16 protein-coding genes are annotated in these 19,852 nt (G+C 52.0%); 9 read left to right on the plus strand and 7 right to left on the minus strand.

Going from position 1 to position 19,852, the window contains the following annotated elements; all coding sequences use genetic code 11:
• The first annotated feature begins 126 nt into the window (after nucleotides 1-126).
• From ABLQ08_RS14075 to ABLQ08_RS14110, 8 genes are all read left to right on the plus strand, one after another.
• Nucleotides 127-408, plus strand: coding sequence for a hypothetical protein (locus ABLQ08_RS14075; RefSeq protein WP_352943322.1), 282 nt, complete (start codon nucleotides 127-129; stop codon nucleotides 406-408).
• Nucleotides 405-1,814 carry a His-Xaa-Ser system radical SAM maturase HxsB gene (gene hxsB / locus ABLQ08_RS14080; protein ID WP_352943324.1) on the plus strand — a complete coding sequence of 470 codons (1,410 nt, stop codon included), beginning with the start codon at nucleotides 405-407 and terminating at the stop codon, nucleotides 1,812-1,814. Before ABLQ08_RS14075 ends, hxsB begins: the two co-directional genes overlap by 4 nt.
• 140 nt (nucleotides 1,815-1,954) lie before the next feature.
• Nucleotides 1,955-2,893 carry a His-Xaa-Ser system radical SAM maturase HxsC gene (hxsC, locus tag ABLQ08_RS14085; RefSeq protein ID WP_352943327.1) on the plus strand — a complete coding sequence of 313 codons (939 nt, stop codon included), beginning with the start codon at nucleotides 1,955-1,957 and terminating at the stop codon, nucleotides 2,891-2,893.
• Nucleotides 2,890-3,435, plus strand: coding sequence for a His-Xaa-Ser repeat protein HxsA (gene hxsA / locus ABLQ08_RS14090; RefSeq protein WP_352943330.1), 546 nt, complete (start codon nucleotides 2,890-2,892; stop codon nucleotides 3,433-3,435). The genes hxsC and hxsA overlap by 4 nt, the downstream gene beginning before the upstream one ends.
• 124 nt (nucleotides 3,436-3,559) lie before the next feature.
• Nucleotides 3,560-3,799, plus strand: coding sequence for a TIGR03982 family His-Xaa-Ser system protein (locus ABLQ08_RS14095; protein WP_352943333.1), 240 nt, complete (start codon nucleotides 3,560-3,562; stop codon nucleotides 3,797-3,799).
• The gene (locus tag ABLQ08_RS14100; protein WP_352943336.1) at nucleotides 3,783-5,027 is read left to right on the plus strand and encodes a His-Xaa-Ser system-associated MauG-like protein; all 1,245 of its coding nucleotides are present in this window, start codon (nucleotides 3,783-3,785) and stop codon (nucleotides 5,025-5,027) included. Before ABLQ08_RS14095 ends, ABLQ08_RS14100 begins: the two co-directional genes overlap by 17 nt.
• Nucleotides 5,028-5,482: 455 nt before the next feature.
• A complete protein-coding gene (locus ABLQ08_RS14105) occupies nucleotides 5,483-6,397 on the plus strand; it encodes a hypothetical protein (protein WP_352943339.1) in 915 nt (304 codons plus the stop codon).
• Nucleotides 6,398-6,730: 333 nt separating this feature from the next.
• Nucleotides 6,731-7,679 (plus strand): IS630 family transposase gene (locus tag ABLQ08_RS14110; protein ID WP_352943342.1). Its coding sequence is split into 2 segments (ribosomal slippage): nucleotides 6,731-7,075 and nucleotides 7,077-7,679, totalling 948 coding nucleotides; the frame shifts between segments, so codons are not numbered across the junction.
• A 35-nt stretch (nucleotides 7,680-7,714) separates the two neighbouring features.
• Here ABLQ08_RS14110 and ABLQ08_RS14115 read toward each other — a convergent pair.
• The 3 genes from ABLQ08_RS14115 to ABLQ08_RS14125 all read right to left on the minus strand — a co-directional run bounded on the left by ABLQ08_RS14115 (nucleotide 7,715) and on the right by ABLQ08_RS14125 (nucleotide 13,184).
• Nucleotides 7,715-10,867, minus strand: coding sequence for a DEAD/DEAH box helicase (locus tag ABLQ08_RS14115; protein ID WP_352943345.1), 3,153 nt, complete (start codon nucleotides 10,865-10,867; stop codon nucleotides 7,715-7,717).
• Nucleotides 10,860-11,717 carry a hypothetical protein gene (locus ABLQ08_RS14120; RefSeq protein ID WP_352943348.1) on the minus strand — a complete coding sequence of 286 codons (858 nt, stop codon included), beginning with the start codon at nucleotides 11,715-11,717 and terminating at the stop codon, nucleotides 10,860-10,862. Before ABLQ08_RS14120 ends, ABLQ08_RS14115 begins: the two co-directional genes overlap by 8 nt.
• 306 nt (nucleotides 11,718-12,023) lie before the next feature.
• Nucleotides 12,024-13,184, minus strand: coding sequence for a T6SS phospholipase effector Tle1-like catalytic domain-containing protein (locus tag ABLQ08_RS14125; RefSeq protein WP_352943351.1), 1,161 nt, complete (start codon nucleotides 13,182-13,184; stop codon nucleotides 12,024-12,026).
• Nucleotides 13,185-13,305: 121 nt separating this feature from the next.
• Here ABLQ08_RS14125 and ABLQ08_RS14130 point away from each other — a divergent pair, with 121 nt between their 5' ends.
• Nucleotides 13,306-14,730, plus strand: coding sequence for a DUF2779 domain-containing protein (locus ABLQ08_RS14130; protein ID WP_352943354.1), 1,425 nt, complete (start codon nucleotides 13,306-13,308; stop codon nucleotides 14,728-14,730).
• Between the two features lie 6 nt (nucleotides 14,731-14,736).
• On the opposite strand, the gene ABLQ08_RS14135 is transcribed toward ABLQ08_RS14130, so the two are convergent.
• The 4 genes from ABLQ08_RS14135 to ABLQ08_RS14150 form a co-directional block, all read right to left on the minus strand.
• Nucleotides 14,737-15,897 (minus strand): SAVED domain-containing protein, encoded by a 1,161-nt coding sequence (locus ABLQ08_RS14135; protein WP_352943356.1) that lies wholly within the window; start codon nucleotides 15,895-15,897, stop codon nucleotides 14,737-14,739.
• Nucleotides 15,898-16,318: 421 nt separating this feature from the next.
• Nucleotides 16,319-16,786: a Mov34/MPN/PAD-1 family protein gene (locus tag ABLQ08_RS14140; RefSeq protein WP_352943358.1), complete on the minus strand. Its 468-nt coding sequence runs from the start codon at nucleotides 16,784-16,786 to the stop codon at nucleotides 16,319-16,321.
• The gene (locus ABLQ08_RS14145; RefSeq protein WP_352943361.1) at nucleotides 16,783-18,498 is read right to left on the minus strand and encodes a ThiF family adenylyltransferase; all 1,716 of its coding nucleotides are present in this window, start codon (nucleotides 18,496-18,498) and stop codon (nucleotides 16,783-16,785) included. The genes ABLQ08_RS14140 and ABLQ08_RS14145 overlap by 4 nt, the downstream gene beginning before the upstream one ends.
• Nucleotides 18,495-19,721: a nucleotidyltransferase domain-containing protein gene (locus ABLQ08_RS14150; protein WP_352943364.1), complete on the minus strand. Its 1,227-nt coding sequence runs from the start codon at nucleotides 19,719-19,721 to the stop codon at nucleotides 18,495-18,497. The genes ABLQ08_RS14145 and ABLQ08_RS14150 overlap by 4 nt, the downstream gene beginning before the upstream one ends.
• Nucleotides 19,722-19,852: the final 131 nt, after the last annotated feature.

Raw genomic sequence — 19,852 nt, forward strand, 5'->3', positions numbered from 1 at the left:
GACGTATGGTCAATTGGCTTAACCGCTCTCAACTTCACTTCAATTCAGGGTTTTGGTATCTATGGATACATCTGAGTCGATTGATTGGTTCAGAGTGCCCAACTTGTCCTCCGAAAGCCAATTCAAGTGAACGAACCGAGCGACAAAGTCGATCTCCTCTCGAAGTATCGGCTAGAAATATCCGTCGAACTGAGACCCTTTCTAAATTCGGCGATCACCCGGATCGGCTACCTGTTTCCAGCAGCACAGATCAATCCACGCGAGTCACATTTGGATATTGCACTTCCGGCGCAGATTGATTTTGAGAGTCTGAAAAAGCAGCTCCTTTATACGATTTATCGAGAGAAGATCCGCGAAGAAGGTAAGGACAGCAGACAAGCTCTCAGTGTCGCGGTATTTGGCCGATGAACGTCTGGCCACTTAAGTTCCGCGAGCGTGCGGACGGAGAGTTTCTATTTGCCGACGACGCTGGCGGTTTCTTCAAGAGCGACCAGAGCTTTTTGCAAAGGTATGTCGAGCGAGTTCTAACCACCAAGGATGATGAGTTTTTGCGGCGACAAGGTCACGCTTTTCGCGACAAGATCGACGCCGCCTTCGATGGCTTTTGCGGTCGATGGGCAAGGCGGATAAATCCAGTTTCGGAGCTTAACTACTTCATTCTGATCCCTACGCTGAGATGCAACCTGAGCTGCGACTACTGCCAGGTATCTCGTGCGCGGGAGTCGGCATCCGGGTTCGATTGGAATGACGAGATCCGGCGACAGTTTTTGGAATCGCTTTCAAAGCTGGACACCGAGACCATGAAGATCGAATTCCAAGGCGGAGAGCCCTTGCTCCGCTTGGATATACTTGAAGAGATCCGGGACTTTTGCCGCAATAATTTCCGGCAAACTGAGTTCGTCGTGTGCACCAATCTTCAGTCCGTTTCCGAGGAGGCTTGGAACTTCCTCGGTGCAAACGACACTTTCGTCAGCACATCGTTCGACGGCATGGAGGAGGTTCATCGCTCACAGCGAACAAAGGATCCCGTCCTTCACGACGAATTTCGGGCCAATCTCCAGAGAGCGTTTTCACAATTCGGCACGGCAAAGGTTTCAGCGCTCCCGACGCTCGACGTACACAATCTGCCGGAACCGGAGGGTGTGATGTGGAGCTTCGTTAAGCTTGGTCTCCGGTCAATTTACCTCCGCCGAGTAAATTACCAAGGGTTTGCGCGTAAGCGGTACGATTTCAAGGATACACAAGACACTTGGATGCAGTTTTACAGACGATTCGTCGACCATATGATCGAGCACAACTGGGAGGCTGACGAAGCCGTCGAAGAGTACTATCTAAGCCATTTACTACGGCGGATATTCAGAACAGGCATCCAAAATCATATGGATCTCCGAAACCCGAATTGGCTGGGATATGACTATCTCGTCGTGGATTTCGATGGAAAGTATTACCCCACTGACGAGGCAAGAATGATCTCCAGAGTAGGTCGCTTGGACCTCTCCATTGGCAATCTCAACACCGGGATAGATGAGAAGAAGCGCAATGTTCTCAACAGCGCGGCTTCAAACTTTGATGATCCGGATTGCGTTCATTGTGTCTACCAGGCTTTTTGCGCGCCCGATGTCATTGACGACCTTTCCAGATATGGCCGCATCGATATTCCGCGCCATGAAACAGCTCACTGCCAACATCACATGGCGCTTTTCGATCTTGTATTTGAATTGATCTATTCCGACGACCCAAAGGTGCAATATTCGCTGGGGCACTGGCTAGAGGTTCCGAACTACCGGACCGAACTGGCGGCGAGGTTGAAATGATCCCCTTAAGGGTCAAAATTGACCCCTTTCCCATTTCGGAACCGCTTGTAGTCCGGCTCCAAAACAACGGATCTTCGGAGGAGGGAACTGCGAACGCCATCCACCGTGGTCAGGATTTTGTCGAGTACGACGTTTGCGGAATGTCCCTGACAGTAAGAACTCCAGAGCCGGACTCCCTAGATGGCGACGTCGTCATGATATTGCCCGGTCAACGGTCGCTCCATAGGCTCATAAGAAACCGCTCACTTCACAACACGTTTCTTGTGACCGAGCAATGCGATCAGAAATGTGTAATGTGTTCACAGCCTCCCAAGGCGCACCACGTGGATTTGTTCGACCCGTTTTATGAAGCCGCTTTGTTGGCGCCATTCAACGCGACGATCGGGATTTCCGGCGGTGAACCAACGCTCCACAAAAACAGGTTGTTTGAGTTTCTGCTCCGGGTGCAGGAGCGGAGGCCGGATATCGAGTTTCACATCCTCACCAACGGACAGCACTTCGACGAAGGCGATACGTCGGCTCTACAAAGCTTGGATCGCACTCGCGTCCTCTGGGGCGTTCCATGCTATTCGGCATCACCTGAAATCCATGACGAAATTGTCGCCAAACATGGTGCGTTCGAAGTGCTTGAACGGAACCTTGCCCTTCTAGGAAGGAACGGTCATCGAATTGAATTGAGGACGGTGGTTCTCAATTCTAACGCTACTGGGCTGGTTGACCTGTCTTTGTATGTAACCACACACCATCCTCACATCGCGTTCTGGGCGATCATGCAGCTGGAACCGATCGGTTACGGCAGACAGAATTGGAGGCGAGAGTTTTTCGACAGTTCCCGGATCTTCGACCCGATCGCGGCTGGCATAGACATAGCCAGCACTCGAGGACTGGAGACAGTTCTATACAATTTCCCGTTATGCACTGTCCCGGCGCAATACAGGCGGTTTTGCGCAAATTCAATTTCTGATTGGAAACAGAAGTATTTACCGACTTGTAGTGTTTGTTCTGCTATTAATAAGTGTACCGGTTTTTTTGAATGGTATCCGGAAGGCCGGGGATTTTCGAGTGTGAGGGCACTATGAAAAGGAAGTTCGTTATCCCATCGCTTTTGGCGGCGGGATTTTGGGGAGGCGACACTGCGGCAAACACGCCGTCAGATTCTGTGTCCGATATCACCAAGAAAAATAGTGTATTCGATAGTCTCAAGTCCCAGCACACGTATACGCTGGCGGGCCATCGGTCCCATTCGAGCCATCGGTCTCATTCGAGCCATCGGTCGTCCTCTGGAGGGGGGTATTCAGTACCGCGATCGTCTGGGTCGCCGATATACAATCCACCGGCGACAAACCGAAATACAACAAGCACGCCACCTACGTCCGTCTTGCCTAGTCCGTCAGCCTCCGCTCCAAAAGCTCTTCCCGGGAACTCGGAAAAATTCAAAGCGATCGCGAGAAGGGTGCAATCCGGATTAATGGCTTATGGCTATTACAACGGTGCCATCGACGGGATTATTGGTCCGGAATCTAAGGCGGCGCTTTCCAAATTTCAAAGTGATTTCGGTCTCAGGGTAACAGGCACGATAACGCCGGAGGTGCTCAATGCGTTTGGGATCACGGCCAATTAGTTTTTTTGCGGGATGTCTTTTGGGGCTGACTTTGGCTTTCGCCGGCCAACCCATGTGGAAGCTAGCGATAGAAAAACTGAATCAGGCCGAATTTTCCGAACTTACGTTCAAGTGTGATAACGCGATGCGCAATCATCTGCTCGCCAAACAAAGGCTTGCTGCAATCCCCACGAAGGCCAACGTGATGGACCTGAAGTCTGCCGAGATTGGGCTCATCGACTGCCAGGACTACGACATGATGCGAAAGTCTCTCATCCGATGGGGCTTGACGGAAAACGAACTGAGCGAAATGGCTCTGGTTGCGATTGAAGAAAAAGGGGAAGACCTGAGAGAGGTCGTTCGCATCCATGAAATTCGCTACTAGAGCCGTTTTTTCGCTGTGTTTAGTTGGTGGATCAATTTGCTCTGCCGGAGCGGACGATTTGAGAAGTCGCACGCTCCGTAACGCTGCAATAACGAATGGACTTATCCCAGCGGAGGGAACACATGTTTCGGCTCCTGAGCCGCTTATTCAGGTCGGAAAGAAGCTCTTTGAGAGTAGGCTACTTTCACTGGCCGAGGATACGGCTTGCGCGTCTTGTCACCTTGATAAATTTGGGTCCGCGGATGGTTTGCCAATAGCGATCGGAACCGAGGGTGAGGGCATAGGTGCTGAGCGTGTAATCCGGGGCGGCGATATCATTCCGCGCAACGTTCTTCCCCTCTGGGGGCGCGGAAGCAAAGGTTTTGACGTCCTTTTCTGGGACGGAAAGGTGAAGCAAACTGACAGCTCAATACACAGCCAATTCGGTGATGAAGCTCCATCCGAGGATCCTCTCACGGTTGCTGTGCATTTGCCGCCCGTCGAAATCGGCGAAATGCTGATCGACAACAAGAGTACCCTGGAACTCCAAACAGAAACCGTAGAAACTGCGAATTCGGTGTATGAGGTTCTGATTGAGCGCGTTCGGGAAGATCCGGAACTCGGTGTGGCCTTGGCAACGGCCCAAGAGGTTTCGGTGGCGAAGCTCGAGTTTTCCCACGCAGCAGAAGCAATCGCGGCCTTTATTCGAACGAATTTCAGGGTGAAGCCGACGCGGCTTCATGATTTTGTTTTTCGCGATGGTGTTCTGACACCTCAAGCAATCAAAGGTGGGCTGATATTTTACGGAAAAGGGAACTGTGTCGCCTGCCACAACGGTCCGTACTTTTCAGATATGGAATTTCACGCCATCGCAAGCCCGCAGATAGGGTTCGGAAAGAATGGCTTTGGTGTCGATTACGGCCGGTTTAACGTGACGCTCGACGTGAGCGATAGATATCTGTTTCGGACACCTCCTTTGTACAACGTCGCGAAGACCGCGCCTTACATGCATTCTGGGTCGTTACCTGATCTCGAGGACGCCATCCGGACTCACTACGATCCGCTTTTGTTTACAAATCCAGAAGGAATGACCAGTTTGGAGCGTGTCGACTTTTACGACCGATTGAAGGCTTGGTCGCAAGAGTCGATAAGTGGCATTGTTCTTGACGATGATGAGATCACCGCTGTTCTGCGTTTCCTGACGACGCTGAACTACGAGAGTGATCAACCTATTGAAGTCGTTGACTGAGTTTCTGCGTCACCGCGGAATGGGAGTTTATGTCGGCATTCATTCAGCTTCCATTAGGCACGTCATGCGAACCCGGAGTGGAGGACGGTAAACTCTACATCGAAGTGCAACAAGGACACTGAGCCATTGTAGCATTTACATTAGAAGTCACAGGCGTATTTTCCCGCCCGATTTGTATTGCGGCTTCTCTATGTCGAGTAGTGGATGCTCAATGACGGGTTGAAAGCGGCTAGTTCGCTTAACTGTAAACTGTGTGTATTTCAGCGTGCCGTTTGAACCCTCCATAGAGGCCGACCATTAAACCCAGATCGAACAGAGTTTGCACTGACCAAACAAAATGCTGGGAAAAGCGTACCGGGATGTATCTTCGGCGCCGAGAGGGGTGAAAATTTGGTATCTAAACGTCCAAGTCGGGGTGTATGCCGCAATGTCTTTAGAAATAGGAGAGTGGCTTCGTGTTTGGTTCAGATAAGGCCTTCGACGTTGAACACGCTTTGATTATGTACGCAGAAGACTACGTCTATTTGCCAGCAGCTGGCATCTATGACGACAAGGCGCTGGCGGGGCTGATCGATCGAATTCGCAAGTGCCACATCTACATGGTGGGTTTTTCACCCCGCGTGGATTTCGAAGGCGCAAGTCAGGACGGCCGGGAGTTGGTGTGTCACCTTAAGATGCTTGGTGACACTCACGATGTACGCTTCCCCTTGCCGGAGGGAGCCGATTTGCACATAGAAAATGTAGATGGCCGGGATTACTGGCGCCTGGAAGATCAGGCGGGGAGGAGATTTTTTCCAAGCGAAGATCAAATTCAGACCCGTCTTTCGTTGACGGGAAAGGTTTACTTCGAAGTCCAGTATATCGGTCAGGCTTATGGAAAATCAGGCTCTAGGAACGCCCTCGACCGGTTGCGTAAGCACGAAACCGTTCAGAAAATTGCCGTGCAGGGAGTGCCGGAAGGTCATTCGCTGCAAGTTGTCATGCTCAAGGTCGTTCCCACCACAAGGATGCTGACTATGTTCAATCCCCGTGCGAAAGACATATCACAAGGAGACGGGCGAATTAAATTAGGTCTAGACAAGCTGTTCAATACCGATGAAGCGGAAAGAACAACGCTGTACGAGGCCTCGCTCATCCGCCATTTTGAGCCAAAGTATAACAAGTCGTTCAAAGACAGTTTTCCATCGACGAACCTGAAAGTGCTCCAGGATTGCTATGAGAAGGACTTTTCGGCGGTGATTGCGGAAGTCTGCTTCGACAACATGCCCATCGTCTTCAAATCAGAGAAAAGTCCCTCCCAGAAAAGCGTGATGGCAGTGCATAATTTGCACGCGGCCGAGGATCGTGCAGTTTTTTTTGGCTTCGATTAGCGCGCCCAACTCGGCTCACAATCGTGCAATGTAAATGATGTGCCGTTGGTTGCGCGCGAGTTTTAGGGGTGATGTGCTCCCGACAAATGCCACCGTTTTGAGTTAGAGAATTCCGCGACGTCTTTCATGGCAGGGAAGGAGCGACTTCCGTAACACTGAAAAGCATTTCATATGGCACGTTATGCGAATCTCGGCTAGCAGATGTCATGACCCAGCCCCCTGATCCGGACTGTTCAAGCTAGAGCGTTTCACGTTTTCACAGAATCGTTTGGGATTCCCTTTGGTTGGGATTTGTGATTCAAGATGCTGGCTAGAACAGGAGGCCAGCATCGAATGACAGCACCTCTTTCCAAAGATCTTCGAGAACGGGTTGTTGCGGCTGTTTTGTCGGGTGAGAGCTGCCGCTCCGTATCGGCGCGTTTCGGCGTTGCGGTTTCTTCGGTTGTTAAGTGGTCGCAACGTTATCGAACGACCGGATCTGTCGCGCCTGGCAAGCTGGGCGGTCACCGCAAGTCGGTTCTGGAGGCCCATCGTGACTTCATCATCGAGCGGATCGAGCAGACACCGGATTTAACCCTTCATGGACTGAAGGACGAGCTTGCCGCGCGTGGCGTGAAGGTCTCGCACAACGCAGTCCGGCTGTTTCTGCGACGCGAAGGATTACGGTTCAAAAAAACCGCTGTTCGCCCTTGAGCAGGCCCGCGCGGATGTCGCACGGCGGCGGCGACGGTGGAAGTCCTTTCAGCCCCGTCTCGATCCCGAACGGTTGGTCTTCATTGACGAAACATGGATAAAGACCAACATGGCCCCGTTGCGCGGCTGGGGGAAGAAGGGCAAGCGGCAGCGCGGCTTTGCCCCGCATGGCCACTGGCGCACACTGACCTTCCTCGGCGCGCTGCGTTGGGAAGGCCTGACCGCGCCTTGCGTCTTCGACGGTCCCATTAACGGCCAATGTTTCCGCGCCTATGTCGAGCAACTTCTCGTGCCAGTGCTCAAACCTGGCGATATCGTTGTCATGGACGACCTCGGTTCCCATAAGGCGGCCGGCATTCGCCAGATGATTAAGGCCGCTGGCGCGAAACTATGGTTCCTGCCGCCATACTCACCAGACCTCAATCCAATCGAGCAGGCCGTCGCCAAAATAAAGCACTGGATGCGGGCCGCTCAGAAACGCACAATCGAGGAGACATGGCGGCACGTTGGAACACTCGTTTCAACAATCGGCGCAACAGAATGCGCAAACTACTTTCAAAATGCAGGATACGCTTCCGTCAAAACGTGAAACGCTCTAGGATCCGTTCACGTTTCTTTTTGATGTTAGGGTTGGGGTCTAGGCCTGCTGAGCGGGGAATTGCTCTTGAGACCCTGGGCGTCGCGCCAGACACTTCGCAAGTCTGATGCAGATACACGGTCCGCAAGCGTACTGCCTGAAATTGCATCTCGCCAGAGTTCGACGGACCCCTGCTGTAGAAAGTTCTTGAATCTATCACCATCTTCCGGCTGGAGTTCGCCGTTACGCTCACTGTATAGATCGGCGAAACGTGGTGCAAGCTGTCTGGGGATGCCGAGAACCGAGGCGAGAACCGAGGCGGGATTGTTCACACCATACTGGATGTATGCCGGAAGCATACGATGTTCTTCTGTCAGCAGTTGCTCGTTACCCGATAGCATCGCGCGCCCTCGAAGGTACGCATGTGTACCCCAAGAGACAGTTTGCGACACCTTTGCGAACACGTACTTTCCAGCCTCCCGAACTTTTTCCGCTTCTGTAGCACCTGGGAAAGATGTAGAAATTTCCTTTATGCTCGCGCCGTTGATCCAGCGGTGAACGACTTTGGCAACTGCTGCGGTATCAATGTCGCCATGACCTTTTTCCAATGCAAGCGAGAGCTCAGGCAACTTCGCTAATGCGTCGATCAAGTGCTGCATTCCATCAGGGCGCCCCAACTCCGCGGCTCCTGCCGTAGCCAAAACAGGATTGTTCGAGATATTTGCATAGAGTTCATCAAAGCTGAATGAAGCTAAGCCGGTCTGATCGGCTACCTTCATGAAACTGCGTGACTTGTTGGCGATCTCTGTGAGGTACTGTCGTGCTAAACGTAATAAGGCTGCTCGAACCTTTCGAGACTTTCCTGCAAAGCTGGCAGTGACCAGTCTTTCAAGCTCGCTTGCGGTAGCATTCGCACCTTGCCTCGCTACTGAATGGCCAATGTATTGGATGAAAGGGCGTATGCCTTCGTGTTGTTTATATGACCATTTAACGGGATCTGCTTCACGAACTTTGAAGACGGCCTCGGCCATCGCAGATTCCATCTTTTCGGAAAGGTATTGGGTATAGCTCTCCCACTTATCTCTGTGATCAGAGTTAGCAAAAACAACGACACCTCGTTCTGACAGTCCCACGCGACCCGCGCGTCCTGCTATGTTCCAGAACTCCGCAGGGCTGAGTGGGCCTGCCCTGGGTTTATGAACAGAGTGGATTACGACGCTTGAAACTGGGAAATTCATACCCTGTGCTAAAGTTGTGGTGGCAGCGATGAAATCCAGTGTCCCATCACCAGCAAGGCGCTCGACCAGATAGCGAAGCTCGCTGCTTAGCGCAGAATGATGGAACGCGACGCCTTTGCGTAGACATTTTGCTAGATCGCTATCCGAGCCATATTCCTCCAACGCCAAGGCAAGCGCTACACGCAGTTCGGGTGGTGCTCTTTCAATATCAATCTCTGATTTGTCGGTCGCCATTTGCAGGGCTGACTGTTCAGCTGAGATACGCGATGAGGGGAACATAGCGAGGGATGGGCCTATAGACCTTAGGCGCTTGCTCAGGCAAATTGCTTTTGTCCGGGCTGAGGTACTTTCGCGAAATGCCTCACGTTCGTCTTCTCGAAAGTACATGACAGTGTTGGTCAATGAGGAGGCTCGATGAGGTTCCTTCCACTCGACTTCCCAACGTTTTGTCGAGAGCCTACCTTTTACAGAGGCTAACCCTACGATCAACCGAGCAGGGCGCCAGCTAACATCTACATCGCTACCGCGATCTTCACTTAGCCAAGCTGCCACTTCCTCAGCGTTTTCGACAAAGGGTGTCAGTAGAAGCAACCTCACATGTATATGCTCTCGCCGAAGATTTGCTAGCAGTAGTTCAAGCCGGGCACCGCGCTCACCGTCTTTCAAAAGATGGGCTTCATCCACGATTACGAGCCGAACGTTTTCGAACCAATCCGGATGAGATCTCAGCAAAAGGTCAAGTTTCTCTGGTGTTGAAACTACTACTCCACTTGCGGCCTGAAGAAGTGCCAACTCAAATGGATCCTCTTCGAATGCACTGCCCGCCGCAGTCACATCGATATCAAGGTCGGCAAAGTCGGAGCTAAGGGTGCGCTTGACCTGTGTGGCCAGGGCACGGGTAGGTGTGAGGTACACCACCTTTGCAGGGCCGTAACTCGATAGAGTCTGGAGGATTGACAGTTCGGCCATCAGAGTTTTGCCAGAACTTGTGGGCATTTGAAGCACTAGGGCCTCACGCTGCGCATCGAGCAGGTTTTGGCCGAGAGCTTCTTGCTGAGATGGTAACATACTTAAGATCGCACCATCCCGCCGACTGAAAGATTTTACTAGCTGGTCGATCTTCGAATTGATGTTCAATCCGTTTGTCCAGATGGAATCCGAACGCAATTTCTCGATTATGAGAGACACTGACTTTGTCCAAGTCATCAAACCTGGTTCCGAGCTCATGTCGGCGTATTCGCCTGATTTGCGCAACAAGGTGCGCAGCTCAGTTCCCACATTAACCGCCCGGCCTCGACTCCCGACATAAGTACCGTCGAGCACGTAGTCGGCAAGGACGATGGCTGCCTGCGCGCAATGGTAGAGCGCGAGTAATTCTAACGCAGACTGTTGCGGGCGCTCCGCTTCGACTAGCCAATCTCCTTCAACGGCTTTTTGCAATGCACGCAATTCATCGATCCGATTACGCGCCTCCTGGACATCAACTCGGCCGGATTGCCGTGCCACTAACATCAACGCTCGCGAAACCGTTTCTCTGAGTTGGCTAGGCCAGCCGTGCTCTTCAGAGCTTGCGGCTTCGATGACAGCTGATATCGGGCTCAATCTGAGAACGTGTCTCAGTTCTGTCGGTCGCCGCGCCAGTAATGCGGAGGTCGACATCAGGAACAGATCGTTCAGATCAATGGGTCTGTGGGGATATGCCGTAATGATATAGGCTAACCAGCGGTCGAACACACGACTGGCCGACTTGCTGTCATCTAAATTTGCTACGGTCGAATAGCCTACTTCGGTGTCAGCTATCCATTCCTCGTATCCGAGCATAGAACCTAGCTTTAGCTGGATGAGCTGGGTTAGGTCAGGGTCTTGTGTTACATTAAATGACGACTGGAAGACATCGTCATCGAACCGGGATACCAGTTTGTCCAAGTACTCCCCATCGAAGATTGGTGTCACATCAGTCATCTGCTCGAGCTTTCGCCATTGCTGTACGACCTAAAGCCGTGAGCTCAGCCCCCAGTGAGAGGGTCATGCCGCGGGCTTTAGCATGCAAATAGGATACTGTCGCGTCACGCAGCGACCTCAAATCTTCCAAGTCTGCCTCTACTTCGCCACGAATAATCACCGGCGACAATATTAAATTTTTAATCTGGCCGTTTTTCTCTAGTTCCTGAACCATGCCGAGGATCATGGCCGCGTATTCTGTCCCCCTGCATCGTACCGTACAGGCCATTAGGTAACTGCTTAACTTTGCCTTGTCTGTGACTGCTTTGCCGCATTCACTTACCAACTTGGCCGCCTCGCCAGGTGGGCGCCTGTTATCATCAGTGGCTTTCACTTGAATGAGTGCTAACGACAATCCCTCAGGATTGGTTCGTATTACTGTCCAGCCGTCGAGGCCAAGGATGGGCTGCGCCCGATTACCCTTAGTCGCGTGTAGTGCCGGCGGAAGCTCGAAACCGTAGACGCGAGCCAATGCGGCCCGTGCGATAAGCTCGGCGGTTTCAGATCGATAGTTAGTGAGTTGTGAAGGTTTATTACCCTCTGCCTCGGGATCGGGAAGAGCCTTGCGGAAGGCACTCATTACCGCGGAAAGGTCGAAGGACTCGCCAATTCCTTCAGCTGGTTCTGGCACAGTCAGACTTGCTCCTTCCGCGATCCTGCGGACTTCTTCTTCACCGTAGGCTTGGCGTATTACGTCAACGGCATGGAGGATAAACGCATCGTCGGCATTCTTGAGGTTGCAGATTTCCTTGACGACCGCCCAGTGGTGATCACCAAAATCCCTCGTCAACGTGTGGTTCGAATAGAACAAAGAATCATTTCCCCTGCGAATGTACCAGGGGTTGCATAGTCGGGATTTACGGTCAAGAATCCACACGTTCGATATTTCTATTTCAAAGGATCAGTTTTAATCGCTGCTAGTACAATTGAAATGGAGAAGTTTGGTGGTGGCAGCCGATTGCAACACAGTGCGACTGTGAATGAACATGCGCGAGTATGAAGGGAAGTAGGTGACTGTCCCTATGACTTTGGCCAAAATTGAATCCATTTATTTCCGTAAACCAGCTCTAGATCGTGCACAAACACGGAATGCCCGGCCTCAAGTTACGCTTCGAAATCATTGCTCGATTTCAAAGTCCGCTGGGAAGTTATCCGGTCCGTAGTCCGTTTCATTCCTCCGGTCGACAGCGGACTTGTGAACCAATGGTTTTCTTTCTGGATCTTCGATTACCCGCGGCTCAGCTAGCGGCAAGTACATTCCCGCGAATTTTCGTCGTGGCCATTCCATCCATTTCACGGACCTTGGGAGATACTCGAGGGGACGCCATCCTCTGGTGAGCGAGTCATGCGCATCTGCCGTATGATCTGGTTTGGTAAAGCGCACCTTTGAGCCCATACGCGCTCTGCCGAGCACGATATAGTTTCGCATTGCCTGATTGACCTTCAAGCCATGGGTAATCGCCTCTCGGAGCATCCAATCAAGGGGATATTTTGCCAATCCGCTCTCTTCTTCTGGATAGCCTCCGCCAATATCAGAGTGGCATCCCGAAAACCAAACTTGTTTTATATCCTGGGCAATCGGTTCAGCCTTCTTGTCGAAGGGATTTTTTACAAAAGGCTGTGGTTCTTCCCAGCGATTGAGCCGAAACATTCGCCGCCTTTCGTCGATTGCCATCGCGTGACGGAATACTTCGACGCTTGGGTTCTTTCGCGTGTATGGGAGGGTAAGAAGTTGGGGAATCAGACGGTCTGGGCGCGGTACAATGACAGATGCGACTGTGTCCCAAACTCCAAGGAATTTGATCCGTACCGGTTTCGCTCCAGACACTTTTGAGAAGTGCCAAGGAATGGTGAAGTCGCCGTCAAAACTTGCTTGTTTGTAGGCGCGAAGGGCGTAGCTCGCGATATTCTGTTGGTCGATAGGAATGAGGCCGATCATATGGATCAGGCCTGCGAGGGCGCGAGCTGTATAAGCTCCGCGGCTGAAACCGAACAGATATATCTGATCGCCGTCGTCATAGTTGCGACATATGAATTCATATGGGGCAAGGATATCGTCATCTAGGCCATACCCTGTGGCCAGCTCAAATATGGCTTTTGCGTTTTGGCGGTAGCGGGCCCAGGCATCGCTTGAGCCGATTGTCCCGATGCCTGCGTTGTAATAGACGCGTTGCTCTTCATTTTTCCTGGAAACTCTGAATAATTTTAGAACATTCGATAGATTTATCTCGATCTGGTTTCCGGTGCCGTCACAGCATACGACAATGTTCTTCCCCATACGATCTCAACCCTAGGTCCTTAGAAGTCAGAATCGACTTACGATTTTTCAATTAAATCAGGAATTGAAAATCCAGGCAATTTCTCGGAATAATAGTTCCGGCAAAGTGTGAGGGATCGTAATGCTTACGAAAACCGATTTTATTCAGTATCTTAGTTGTCCAAAGTCGCTTTGGCTCAAGCAGCGAAAACCGGAAGTCTATCCTGAGGGCGAATTTTCCGAGTATGCGAAAAAGTTGGCCGCAGAGGGTTACCTGGTCGAAAATTATGTGCGCCAGTTGGTCCAAGGCTGGCCGGATGCTGAGGCATGTTCCTTTCAGGATGTTTTCGAGACGGGTGAGGGGCTCCATGCGCGGGCGGATATGCTTCGAGCAAACGAAGATGGGACAGTCGATATTTTCGAGATCAAGTCCTCGACGAGCGTGAAGGATAGCAACCCTCATAACCAACTGAAGGACGCGGCTTTCCAGACAATCGTTGCCGTGAAAACGGGTCGCAAAGTCAGAAATATTTTCATCGTGCATTTGAACAAGGACTACGTCCGTAACGGCGAAATTGATCCGGCAGGCCTACTGACCTTCGCTGATGAGACGACCCGGGTTAAGGGCCTTCTTGCGGAGACAGAACAGCAGATTACAGACGCCCTAGCGCTTCTCAACGAAGCGGCGATTGATGAGAGTTCGTGTAGATGCCTGACCCTCAGTCGTTCTCATCACTGCGACAGCTTCGGCTACTTCAATCCGGGGATCCCTAAATATTCGATTTATTCGCTTCCGAGGTTGTCTGGCAGGAAGCTTGAGAACTTCGTTTCGGAGGGGCGGTTTGGCTTGGATCAGATTGAACTCAATGAGGTTACGCGTCTCCAGCGGCCGATCATTCAGGCTCACAATGTCAAGAACCCCTTTGTAGATGTCGCCGATATCGAAAACTTCATCAGCGTATTGGAGTACCCACTCTATTTTCTCGACTACGAAACCTACGCTTCTGCAATCCCCATCGTTGATGGGACAGGGCCACAAGAGCAGCTGCCCTTTCAGTTTTCCCTCCATGTTCTGCATGAACATGGAGGGATTGATCACTTTGAGTATCTAGCCGATCAACCGGAGTCGCCGCGTCAATTGGTGGAAACCCTACAAGGAGCAATTGGCGCGACTGGATCAGTTGTCACCTGGAACAAGGCGTTCGAAAACACGCGTAACAAGGAGATGGCGAACGCCTTCCCGAACCAGCGGGACTTCCTCCTTGGCCTGGTCGATCGAACTGTAGATCTGATGGATGTGTTCAAGACGGGGTATGTCGACATCCGTTTCAATGGATCGACATCCATCAAGAAGGTCCTTCCAGTTGTCGTTCCGGATTTGAGTTATGAAGGGATGGAGATTGCTGACGGAACCGCGGCAATGGACGGCTGGAACAAGATGATCAACGAAGAAGATTCGGAAAAGCGGGCGCAACTGCGAACGGCGCTTCTGGCTTACTGTGAACTAGATACGCTTGCGATGGTCCGAATTTTTCAGTTTGCTCAGACGTTGGTACGAGATCGTTGAAAGGGATTATCTAGTAGTTTTCGACGAAATGATGCCAATCTGATGCCTTTTGATAAAACCCTCAGCCTGGGTTTCGTCAAAAATTCGAAAACCAGGATGCGCCTTTGGTTGCCAAACGCGTCCAAATTCGATGGCGCAAGCTATCGGTATGGCCGGAAAAACTGAAAGTTCGACCTCTTTCCCATGTTGTTCCCTAATTTCATCGAATACGCGACCAACCAGCAGACGATACCCAGTCAAATTACTCTGGTGGCGAAGTACTCCCGTACCAAACCGGTCGCTTCGAATTTCCCAGATGGAAATATCGTCGCCGAGCACCTGTTTGACACGCTCATCTTTAATTGCGGCGGATACCGAGAGTTTTAAAGCCACCGTATTGCTTCCTGCCGGTCCCTTGGACCTTGAGAACGATAGGCCAGGCCCGTCATTGGGCCACGCCCACTGAGGTTTCGGTTCCCGGTGACGCATGAAAACGGTTGCATCAGAAATGTCCGAGATCAAGCGACCCAGTTCCATAAGAATTGGGATCGGAGCTAGCCCAAAAACAGAGAGGTGTTCAATCAATCCGTCCTCATATTGCCCCCGGATTTCTCGGTCAAAGCGAGATCTCAGATTGCTTATTTCAGTATTATAGTAATCTGGATCGGTATCCTTGTGGCGCATGCCACGGATCTTGATTTCAACCGGAACGCGGTCGGCAAGGATCGACTCCGACGTGACGGCATAAGTGCAATCGTCGAAGGATACTGCCGTCTCATTTTCACCGATTGGTGCGCTGACTTGGAGAATCTTAGACTTCTTTGCCGTCCTAATTGAAAGAAGTTGATCCACGCGCATCTCATGCTCGCGCTTCATTTCTCTCAGTACTTCGACCGTGTAGATGCTGAGTTTTTCTGTATCATCAATTTCGCGATGATGGGCATCGCACATTAGCATCAGGTTTTCCGGATCATCAGCCAATTCAAAGGAGAGTACCGGATCGCCGCGTTCCCCACCAGGATCAGCGGCAACAATATGCGCCACATAACTTTTGTTTCGTGCAAGATTTCCCGAAACAAGGTCTCCATCCAGCCGCTCATTACAGTTTCTGTATTGGCAGCGACCGCCGGCGCGACCCCACACGACCATCTTCGTGGTGTCTCGCGTGTTCCCTCTGCGTTTAGGCATTCGGCATCTCCATACTCCGCGGAGTTGCCTCTCTAGAAAAATTTGACTCAGTCGCACTTTTAATGCGTCCAAAACTGCAAATGTGAGAAAACTTGCGATTGCGCAGGCACACGAATGTCCATGGTACTGTCCAGTCCACAATCCACATGCCGTTGTCCCGTTCGTCGGTATCCGGTTCAGATAGACTGTTCGCTGACCTCGATGGAAATTGCGCGTTATATTTCAAGACAGTCATGTCGATGATCCAGTTTGAACAAGTAGTTGCCACGGTTAATTGCTCCGATGATCAATTTTCCACTGAGTTCGGTGATGAGAGCGGCAAGTCCTAGGCGAGTTCCTCCACCGCCCCTCTTGGTCTGCGTAGGATTTTGGTGATGACGCAGAAACGCCGAGACATTCGTTTGTCGAAGCAAGCCGACTTTTAGAACTCTGATTTGATCCGTACCGGCTCGGGAATTGCTCCATTTTGGTGGAAAGTTGCGATCGCGAGGAACTCCCGTGGCGTGTCAGACCTGACGATGAGCAGGACAGCGAACGGGATCTGGCGCTCTCCATTCACGAGATCCTCCATGGATTTCAGGTCGGTGAGGCTTGGATAAATTGGAAGCTTGGGATGCGAGTGCCATTCGCCGATATAGTTGTATTTCTCGTAGTCGTAACCGGTCTTTTCGAAGAACGCATCTAGGAACGTGTTGTGAAAGACATGGTCCCTGACGAATTGTGCCCGTTTGCCCGTCAGTTCATCGACGGAGAAGTCGACGATCTCGAATTGTCCAGGCGTGATTTGTCGTGCCATCAAGATACCTCCAATTTCTTTGTCGGCGGCACAAGCTAGCATGTTCTTCATCCTATCCACGATCGCCCGAGGAAGGACCAACTGCACGGTCACGAAGTTTCCTCGTCGATGAGATCTGACATAAGTGTTCTGATATCTTCTTCGCTTTGCGCAGCAATCGGTTCCTCCCAGGGCCCCGTTGGTTGCAGGTCGATCGGCCAAGTGTCGAAGGGTGCTTCGAAGATCCAAGCTTTCTTTAAGCCGATCGCATAGGCGGAATTGGGAAATGACGTTTCTTCGCCTTGAAGGATGTCGAGGGCAAGTCGCGTTGCATGGGCGGCAATAATAGAGACATCGGCGTCGTCAGCGATGAAGGGCGGCTTGTCGTCTCCGTTAATCTCGTACGGGTTTCCGGTTTCGGTCTGCCAAGGAATTCCATGATCGTCGCACCACGTTGTAATCTGATTCCTTGCCGCTAACGGGTAGGGATCAGTGTTAGGCCGCGCTCTTGCGATGATCCCGCCGATCCCACCACCGAAAACCTCCGCCCAAATCATCGGCTTCCTGTTTCGCTTTGCAGCACCAGCGCACAAATTGAACGAAGTCGGAGTCGCCGTCGCATCGACGATGAGGTCGCATTCGCCGATCGATTCAAGTGTGGAATCCATCGCAAGTGCGGAGGTCTGACTGCCGAGTGCGACCCGCCTCGTGTCGATATCGATGTCGGTGACGATCTGGCCGATCCTGTCGGCTAAAGCATCGACCTTGTGCCAACCAATTGCCCACGCGTCGAGTTCGTTCCTTACCAGATTCCCTGTCAGCAATATGTCTTCGTCTACGAGGAGGAATTTCCTGACACCAGCGCGAGCAAGAGACGCTGCGATCTTCGAACCAATCGAACCGCAACCCACAATGGCGACACGATTTTGGGAGATTGCCTCTCGATTCGAGGCAGAACGTTGCGCGAGCACCTCCTCCTCAACGATCCGATAAGGAATCAATAACGGAAGATCGTTCTCGCTACGAACTATATCAAAGGCGGTCTTACGTCCGCTCTTTTCGAGAACGATAATGAAAGGCCACTCCTGCGTTTCAAGAAGAGAGGAGATTTCGGGGATGCGTTTGGCAAGGTCTTCGAATTCGCCGCCTTCATACAGTGCTAACACGCTCATGTCTTGCGCCGTCCGCAACAAGTAGCCGGTTCGTCCTCTGGGTGCATTAGGCGCGGGCTGAGGCGATATCCAAACCTCGTTGCCTTGTGCTCCGATTGATCTCAGATGAGCCACCCGGTGTGTCCTACGTGCAGTAATCGTAAGGGAAATTTCGAACACGGCCTCAGGGAGCTGTCCTTCAAGTGAAGACCACGCACCTTCCGGAACCATAAGCCGCCAGGTCTCGAAGCGTAACTCCGCTCCAAGCGATGAGCGATGCTCAGAAGGAACGGCAGTGGCCTCTCCTTCGGCACTGCGCTCAGCAGCAATCAGACCGTGAGCGCTTTCGACCATCATTGCCCCAGTGACAGCGGGATCCCAATTGTCCGGACGCCACTGGAGACAAAGTTCCCCACCAGGGCCATATTGGTGGGCGGAAAGCTGAATTTCGCCATGGGGTAAAACGATAGGCGGGGTGTCAGGAAACGTAATTGGGTATATCACCGCTAGTGCAAATTTTTCCCCGCCATGCAGGATCTCCACGTCCACACAGAGCTGTAAGTTGTCGAGGTGCTTGACGCGCACGTTCTTCAGCCAATCATGCTCTTCCTGTAGGGCGGTGAATGCAGCCTTCTCCGCCCTTGCCCTATCCCGATTCTCCAACCACCAGATCATGCATAGCCCTGAGGCTTCGTTGGTCGACGGTCGGCATTAGCGAAACTAGGGGCTCCAACGGTGCCTGCGCCTGCCGCAGATACACCAGTTGCTGCACGCAGCAGGCGTGATCCTCCGGTGAGCCGGTCAACCGCGCTGGTTGCGGCTCGGTATCCCATCCTTTGATAGACGGCATCGGCCATGCCCTTGTAGTTCGTTGCCTGTGCTGCTGCCCCGAAGTCGGCACGAGCCTGGCGCAGCCATTGGAAAAACGCGTCGGCCTTCTGCGGTTCATGTTCCCACTTGTCAGCGAAGTTTTCGAACGGGTCGGTAGGGTTTGCGATGATGTATTTCTCGCCGTCATGGACGATGAACTGATCCATTCGATCAAGGATCGTGAACAGTGCGCCAGAGATCGTGTCCTGGTTCTCATACGCATGAGCCGAGAGTGTGGTGATAATGATGGAAATTGGACCCAGATCCAGGTTCCGGGCAAACATGTTGTCCCGGTGCCTTTTGAGGATCATGATTGCAGATTGAAGCGGCGTCTTGACTTTGAAGTCCGGCAAATCCTCCACACTTGCGCGGAAGCCTTGCTTCTGCATTTCCTCCAGTACCGCCCGCTTGCGGCGTTCGAACACTACCGCTTGTCTGGATGCGAACCAATAAGAATAGCCTTTCGGATTGGATCTGGGCCAGTCCTCCGAGATTATCCAATAGTTTGGCTCCCGCTTGTCCGTGATGGAAATCGCAGTCGATACCCAACTCGTGTCAAGCATCTTGGCTTCGAGAAGGGTTCTCTGTTGCTCGGTGTTTGGAACAGCTGGCACCACATCCATGTGGAACTGGGCACCGTCGGCATAGTCCAGAACCCAGCAGCGATTACCTTCCCGGACAGGTTTGACCATGCCCTTGGCATCGTGATAGGCCCTGATCTCGACGCCGAGCATCGCCTTCAGTTCTTGCTGGGTCTTGTCGCGCTTGGTCAGAGTGCGAAGCTCTACGACAGAGTCGACGTCATACTCTTCTTCGTCCGTATGTGGACGGATCGCAGTACCCAACCGGAACGAACCTTGGCAGTAGACCTGAGGATCGTACTTACGGACCGTGCTTTCAGGGCGATGAAGCCATTCCCCAAGTGAAGTGTAACTCGTCTGGGCCTGATCATATCTGTTGTCAGGAACCTCAAGCTCTTTCACCAGAGCTTTAAGGAAGTTCTCGATGGAATTCACGTGCACGTTCATGATTGGGATACCTCATGGTTACGCGGGAACTGGCATTTTGTTTACATCTTTGACGTTTGTTTCATGCTTTGTTCTTGAGAGGTGTATTCCGGGCACCTCTTGGTGCCCGGAATTGGTTGATTGTGGTTTTG

It is taken from the genome of Roseibium sp. SCP14, from assembly GCF_040329475.1.
Lineage (GTDB): Bacteria > Pseudomonadota > Alphaproteobacteria > Rhizobiales > Stappiaceae > Roseibium.

Bases quoted from the DNA above. Each gene is read 5' to 3' on its own strand.
- ABLQ08_RS14130 (WP_352943354.1), top strand. From the start codon at position 13,306: ATGCTTACGAAAACCGATTTTATTCAGTATCTTAGTTGTCCAAAGTCG.
- hxsA (WP_352943330.1), top strand. From the start codon at position 2,890: ATGAAAAGGAAGTTCGTTATCCCATCGCTTTTGGCGGCGGGATTTTGG.
- ABLQ08_RS14115 (WP_352943345.1), bottom strand. From the start codon at position 10,867: ATGACTGATGTGACACCAATCTTCGATGGGGAGTACTTGGACAAACTG.
- ABLQ08_RS14125 (WP_352943351.1), bottom strand. From the start codon at position 13,184: ATGGGGAAGAACATTGTCGTATGCTGTGACGGCACCGGAAACCAGATC.
- hxsB (WP_352943324.1), top strand. From the start codon at position 405: ATGAACGTCTGGCCACTTAAGTTCCGCGAGCGTGCGGACGGAGAGTTT.
- ABLQ08_RS14145 (WP_352943361.1), bottom strand. From the start codon at position 18,498: ATGATCTGGTGGTTGGAGAATCGGGATAGGGCAAGGGCGGAGAAGGCT.
- ABLQ08_RS14095 (WP_352943333.1), top strand. From the start codon at position 3,560: ATGCGCAATCATCTGCTCGCCAAACAAAGGCTTGCTGCAATCCCCACG.
- ABLQ08_RS14150 (WP_352943364.1), bottom strand. From the start codon at position 19,721: ATGAACGTGCACGTGAATTCCATCGAGAACTTCCTTAAAGCTCTGGTG.
- ABLQ08_RS14100 (WP_352943336.1), top strand. From the start codon at position 3,783: ATGAAATTCGCTACTAGAGCCGTTTTTTCGCTGTGTTTAGTTGGTGGA.
- ABLQ08_RS14135 (WP_352943356.1), bottom strand. From the start codon at position 15,897: ATGCCTAAACGCAGAGGGAACACGCGAGACACCACGAAGATGGTCGTG.
- hxsC (WP_352943327.1), top strand. From the start codon at position 1,955: ATGTCCCTGACAGTAAGAACTCCAGAGCCGGACTCCCTAGATGGCGAC.